Genomic DNA, 6,615 nt, shown 5'->3' with positions numbered 1-6,615 from the left:
AAGCCTCCATGTCCTCCCCCTCCTCACTCCTGCACTGGACCCGCAGGATGATCGAAATCCGCAAACAGAACCCCGCCTTCGGACTCGGCTCCTACACGGAACTGCCGTCGTCGAACCCGGCGGTGCTCGCGTTCCTGCGCGAGGCCCCGCCATCGGAGGAAGAAGGGGACGACCTCGTGCTGTGCGTGCACAACTTCTCGCGCTTCGCACAGCCCACGGAGTTGGATCTCCAGGCCTTCAACGGCAGGCACCCGGTGGAGCTGATCGGCGGGGTGCGTTTCCCGGCCATCGGCGAACTGCCCTACCTGCTGACTCTGGCCGGACATGGCTTCTACTGGTTCCGGCTGCGCAGCGACCCGGCGTAGGCTCCACCCCTGCGACTCCGGTGCGGGGCGGTTTCCACCGCCCCGCCCTGGGAACTCTCCCCGCACCACCGGCACTCCCGCACTCCTGACCTTGTCCGCACCGCGGAAAGGACGCGACGCCATGTCGGAAGCCGTCACCCGCCCGGGGATCACCGCCGACGCGCTGCTCGCCTCGCTCGATCCGCTGCTGCGCGCGTGGCTGCCACGGCAGCGCTGGTTCGCGGGCAAAGGCCGCCCCATCACCGACTTCACCGTCGTGTCGGCGACCGAACTGCTGCCGCCGACCTCGGAGTTGGGGCTCCTGCACCTGCTCGTACAGGTAGGGCAGCCCCAGGTACCGGGCCAGGCGGGCGGCGCGCCCCCACCGCCCCCCGACTGCTACCAACTCCTCCTCGGCGTACGGCGCGAACTGCCGCCACGGCTCGCGCCCGCACTGATCGGACATGTGACCCGCGGCTTGCTCAGCGGGTTCACGGTCTACGAGGCGCTGCACGACTCCCGGATGTCCGGGTTCCTCCTTGAGGCGCTGCGGACGCAGGCACGCGTCGGCAAGCTCCGCTTCGAGCGTGACCAGCGCAAGGAGATAGGCAATGGCCTCACACCGCGCGTCCTCGCCGCCGAGCAGTCCAACTCCTCGCTGGTGTACGGCGACACGTTCATCCTGAAGCTGTTCCGCCGCATCGTGCCCGGAGTAAATCCGGACCTGGAGCTGCCGCTGATGCTGGCCCGCGAAGGCTGTGCGCAGGTGCCGGCCCCCGCCGCCTGGTTCCTGGCCGATGTCGGGCACCCCAAGGATTCGGTGAACGTCCTCGGCGTGCTCCAGCCCTACCTGAAGGGCACGGTGGACGGCTGGGACCTGGCCCTCGGGGAGCTCGCCGAAGGGCGGGACTTCAGCGGCGAGGCCCGTGCGCTCGGCCGGGCGACCGCCGACGTACACCTGGCGCTGGCCCGCGCGCTGCCCACCGTCACGCTGGGCCGCGCCCAGATGGAGCGGATCGCCGAGGGAATGGCCGACCGCCTGGCCACGGCGGCCAGGGCCGTGCCCGCCCTCCAGCCGTACGCCCCCGCGCTGCACACCACCTTCGACGCGCTCGCCGACCTGGGGCGGGGCGAGGAGACCTGGACGGCCCAGCGCATCCACGGGGACCTGCACCTGGGGCAGTGCCTGCGCTCGCCCGCCGGGGAGTGGTCGCTGATCGACTTCGAGGGGGAGCCCTCTCGCCCGCTCGCCGAACGCAGGATGCCGCAGCCGCCGGTGCGCGACGTGGCGGGCATGCTCCGGTCCTTCGACTACGCGGCGCGCTCGCACGAACCGTGGGCGCCCGAGTGGGCGGGCGACTGCCGTGCGGCGTACTGCACGGGGTACGCGGAGGTATCGGGCCGCGACCCGCGCACGGACCCGGTTCTGCTGCGCGCCTACGAAACGGACAAGGCGGTCTACGAAGTCTTCTACGAGGCCCGCCACCGCCCCGACTGGCTCCCCGTCCCCCTCGCCGCGATCAAACGCCTCGCCACGAACGGCCCCGCCACCGATCCCCACTGACCTGCCATCGCCCAGGAGGCTTCCCCCGTGACCCCCCGCCCGCAGCCGCGCAAACCGTCCGACGAGGCCAGCAAGAAGGGCAAGCGGAAGCCGGAGCTCACCGGCCGGGTGCCCGAGCCGTCCCGGCAGAAGCAGCCGAGGCCGCCGAAGCAACCGAAGCAGCCGAAGCGACCTCCCGAAGACGGCCACTCCACGTCGCCCGTCTCCCCCGCCGACCGTGCCCGCCTCCTGGACGGCACGCACCACGACCCGCACGGTGTGCTCGGCGCCCACGTCGTGCGCGAGGGCATAGCCTTCCGCGCCCTGCGGCCGTACGCACGTTCCGTCACCGTCGTCGCCAAGGATCTGCGGGCGGAGCTGCGGGACGACGGGGAAGGGTTCTTCTCCGGGGTGCTCCCGCTGCGTGAGGTCCCCGAGGACTACCGGCTCCACATCACGTACGGCGACACCGAACTCGAGATCCACGACGCGTACCGCTTCCTGCCGGCGGTCGGCGAGTTCGATCTGCACCTGATCGGCGAGGGGCGGCACGAACAGCTGTGGCAGGCGCTCGGGTCGTGTCCGATGGTGCACGAGGGAGCGACCGGGACCCGCTTCACGGTGTGGGCACCCAACGCCCTCGGCGTGCGCGTGGTGGGGAGCTTCAACTTCTGGGACGGCACCGGGTTCCCGATGCGCTCGCTGGGCGGCAGCGGCGTCTGGGAGCTGTTCGTGCCGTCCGTCGGTGAGGGCGAGCTCTACAAGTACGAGATCACCCGGCCCGACGGCACGAAGACGCTGCGCGCCGACCCGCTCGCCCGCCGCACGGAGACACCGCCCGCGAACTCCTCGGTCGTGCACGAGTCGCACCACGAGTGGCGTGACGAGCAGTGGCTCGTCCGCCGGGCCGAGGTGCCCGTCCACCAGGCGCCCTTCTCCGTGTACGAGGTCCACCTGGCCTCGTGGCGGCCGGGCCTGACCTATCGCCAGTTGGCCGAGCAACTGCCCGCGTACGTGGCCGATCTGGGGTTCACGCACGTCGAGCTGATGCCGGTCGCCGAGCATCCCTTCGGCGGCTCGTGGGGCTATCAGGTCACCGGCTTCTACGCGCCGACGGCTCGCCTCGGCACGCCCGACGACTTCAAGTACCTCGTCGACGCGCTGCACAGGGCGGGCATCGGCGTCCTGATGGACTGGGTGCCCGCGCACTTCCCGCGCGACGACTGGGCGCTCGCGGAGTTCGACGGCCGGACGCTGTACGAGCACGAGGACCCCAACCGGGCCGCGCACCCCGACTGGGGCACGCTGGAGTTCGACTACGGCCGCAAGGAGGTCCGCAACTTCCTTGTAGCCAACGCCACTTACTGGTGCGAGGAATTCCACATCGACGGCCTGCGCGTCGACGCCGTCGCCTCGATGCTGTACCTGGACTACTCGCGCGAGGACGGCGAATGGACGCCGAACGTGCACGGCGGACGCGAGAACCTGGACGCGGTGGCCTTCCTCCAGGAGATGAACGCCACCGTCTACCGCCGCGCGCCCGGTGTCGTCACGATCGCCGAGGAGTCCACGGCCTGGGACGGCGTGACCCGCGCGACGCACCACCAGGGGCCCGGCGGCTTCGGCGGGCTCGGCTTCGGCCTGAAGTGGAACATGGGATGGATGCACGACTCGCTCGACTACGTGTCGAAGGAGCCCGTGCACCGCAAATTCCACCACAACGAGATGACGTTCTCGATGGTGTACGCGTACAGCGAGAACTACGTCCTGCCGATCTCGCACGACGAGGTCGTGCACGGCAAGCGGTCCCTGGTGTCGAAGATGCCCGGCGACTGGTGGCAGCAACGCGCCAACCACCGCGCCTACCTCGGCTTCATGTGGGCCCACCCCGGCAAGCAACTCCTGTTCATGGGACAGGAGTTCGCCCAGGGCGCCGAGTGGGCGGAGAGGCACGGGCCGGACTGGTGGCTGCTCGATCCCGCGTACGGGGCGGAGGCCGACCACCGGGGCGTACGCGACCTCGTGCGCGACCTCAACACCGTCTACCGCGGCGAACCGTCCCTGTGGCAGCGCGACACGGACCCGGGCGGCTTCGCCTGGGTCGAGGGCGACGCGGCCGAGGACAACGTCTTCGCGTTCCTGCGGTACGCCGACGAGGAGACGGACGAGGCACCGCTCCTGGCCGTCTCGAACTTCTCGCCGGTGGTGCGGCACGCGTACCGTCTCGGCGTCCCCGGCACGTACACCGCCTGGCACGAGGTCCTGAACACGGACTCGGCGCGCTACGGCGGCGGCGACGTCACCAGCCCGGACCCGGTCAAGACCGAGCCGGTGGCGTCGCACGGCCGCCCCGCGTCCCTGCGCCTCACCCTGCCGCCGCTGGCTACGGTGTGGCTGCGACCTGCTTGAACCGGTCGGCCTGCTTGAGCGCCACCGGCAGCTCCTCGGCGTGCAGGACGCCGAGGCGCTGCGTGGCCCGGGTCAGGGCCACGTACAGGTCACTCGTGCCGTAGCGGCCCGGCTCCACGACCAGGACCGTGTCGAACTCCAGGCCCTTCGCCTGACGCGGGTCGATCAGAACGACCGGCCGCGTCAGGTCCGGGGCCTCCCCGGCCGTCACTCCGGGGAGCTTTTCGGCGAGCTGCTCATGCAGCTCGCGCGGGGCGATCACCGCGAGGCGGCCCTCGCCCCGTGTCTCGGCCGTCACCGCGTCGGCCACGGCAGCGGCGAGGTCGTCGGCGCGGCGCGCCCAGGGGAGCACGCCCGTGGAGCGCACCGAGCTCGGCGGCCGGAACTCGGGGTACTCCACGCGGGGCACCTCGGCGGCGACGTCCATGATCTCCACCGGCGTGCGGTAGTTGACGCCGAGCCGCGTGTACTCCCAGCGGTCCTCGACGTACGGCGCCAGGATCGTCTCCCAGGAGCCGCAGCCGCCGGCCTCCGCGGTCTGCGCGGGGTCGCCGACCAGCGTCATCGAGCGGGTCGGGCAGCGCCGCATCAGCAACCGCCAGGCCATGGCGGAGAGCTCCTGCGCCTCGTCCACGATGATGTGCCCGAACGCCCAGGTCCGGTCGGCCGCGGCGCGCTCTGCGGCGCTGCGGTGGTCGGCCTCCTCCTGGCGCTCGGCCATCCGCTCGGCGTCGATGATGTCGTGCGCGAGCAGGACCTCGGATTCCTCGTCGTCCTTGTCCTCGAACTCGTACGTACGGGACGCGTACGAGACGTCGAGGACGCCCTGGGCGTAAGCGATCTGCTTGGCCCGTTCGGCCTCCGCCATCGCCCGGGCCGCGCTGTCGTCGTTGCCGAGCAGCTCGGCGGCCTCGTCCAGGAGCGGGACATCGGCGGCCGTCCACTCGGCACCGCGCGGGCGCCGGAGCAACCGGGCGTCCTCGCCGGTCAGGTGCGGCGTGGGCTCCTCCAGGAAGTCGGCGAGGAAACCCTCCGGGGTGAGCTGCGGCCACAGCTCGTCGATGGCCGCGTGCACTTCGGGGCTGGCGGCGATCGCCTTGCCGAGCTGGGCGATGTCGTCGGGGCCCAGGAAGTTGGGGCCGCCGTACGGGTCGGCGCCGAGCCGCTCGGTGAGCTGCTCGGTGAGCATGTCGATGACGCGGAAGGCGAAGTGCGGCCGGCCGAGGTTGTGCGGGACGTCCGCCTCGCGGGCCGCCTCGCGGGCCTCGTGGGCGATCGTCCAGTCCAGGACGAGATCCCCGTCGTCGTGCTCGATGATCACCGGAGAGCCGGGCTCCGGGGTCCGCTGCCGGTCGCGTACGGCGGCGGCCAGTACGTCCGCCATCTCCGCGCGGCCCTTCACCTCGGCGGCTTCGGGGGTGTCGGTGGCGGTGGCGGTCACACCCGGGAACAGCTCGCCGACCGTCGACAGGAGGACTCCCGTCTCGCCGAGCGCGGGCAGGACCTCGCCGATGTAGCCGAGGAAGGCGGGGTTCGGGCCGACGATCAGGACCGCGCGCTTGGCGAGCAGCTCGCGGTGGGCGTAGAGGAGGAACGCGGCACGGTGCAGCGCCACGACCGTCTTGCCGGTGCCGGGGCCGCCCTCGACGACGAGGACGCCGTGGTGCGGGGCCCGGATGATGCGGTCCTGCTCGGCCTGGATGGTCTGCACGATGTCGTGCATGCGCCCGGTGCGGGCCGAGTCGAGCGCGGCGAGCAGCACCTCGTCGGCGTCCGCGCCCTCGTACCCGGTGCGGGTGGTGTCGCTGAGGTCGAGGATCTCGTCGTGCAGGGCCGTGACGTCGCGGCCCTGCGTGGTGATGTGCCTGCGCCGGCGGAGCCCCATCGGAGTATGCCCGGTGGCGAGATAGAAGGGGCGTGCGACTTCCGCGCGCCAATCGATCACGAGCGGGGTGCGTTCGGTGTCGGACGCGCGGATTCCGATGCGCCCGATGTGGTGATCACGGCCGTCGCGGAATTCGAGCCTCCCGAAGCAGAGGCCGTTCTCTTCCGCGTCGAAGGCGGCCAGCAGTCCGGACCGCTCGGCCACCAGGACGTCACGTTCAAGCCTGGCCTGCAGACCGTTGCCGACCTGCGTCAACGACGCCCGCACGGCGGCCCCCGCCTCCTCGCGCAGCGCGTCGAGGCGCGCGTACAGCCCGGAGACGAATTGCTGCTCTTCCCGCAATTCCTCGGTTGACAATTCAGCCCCTTGCCAGTTACAGTGCTCTTATACAGATTCTCGCGATTCCGGTCTGCCCAAATGGGCAAGGGGTCGCG

4 protein-coding genes are annotated in these 6,615 nt (G+C 71.3%); 3 read left to right on the top strand and 1 reads right to left on the bottom strand.

Annotated elements, in window-relative coordinates; genetic code table 11:
* The 3 genes from AB0I94_RS06565 to glgB all read left to right on the top strand — a co-directional run.
* On the top strand, positions 1-365 hold a 365-nt coding region (locus AB0I94_RS06565; RefSeq protein ID WP_363308281.1), incomplete at its 5' end, for an alpha-glucosidase C-terminal domain-containing protein.
* A gap of 121 nt (positions 366-486) precedes the next feature.
* Positions 487-1,908 (top strand): maltokinase, encoded by a 1,422-nt coding sequence (locus tag AB0I94_RS06560; RefSeq protein ID WP_363308280.1) that lies wholly within the window; start codon positions 487-489, stop codon positions 1,906-1,908.
* A gap of 27 nt (positions 1,909-1,935) precedes the next feature.
* Positions 1,936-4,296, top strand: a complete 2,361-nt coding sequence (glgB, locus tag AB0I94_RS06555) for a 1,4-alpha-glucan branching enzyme (RefSeq protein WP_363308279.1) — start codon at positions 1,936-1,938, stop codon at positions 4,294-4,296.
* Here the strand turns inward: glgB and AB0I94_RS06550 are convergent.
* Positions 4,271-6,538: a helicase gene (locus tag AB0I94_RS06550; RefSeq protein ID WP_363308278.1), complete on the bottom strand. Its 2,268-nt coding sequence runs from the start codon at positions 6,536-6,538 to the stop codon at positions 4,271-4,273. The two genes, glgB and AB0I94_RS06550, sit on opposite strands and share 26 nt — an antisense overlap.
* Positions 6,539-6,615 lie beyond the last annotated feature (77 nt).

Origin of the sequence: Streptomyces sp. NPDC050147, assembly GCF_040660195.1 — a bacterium.
Taxonomy (GTDB): domain Bacteria; phylum Actinomycetota; class Actinomycetes; order Streptomycetales; family Streptomycetaceae; genus Streptomyces.
This window is presented reverse-complemented; position numbering and strand designations above follow the sequence as displayed.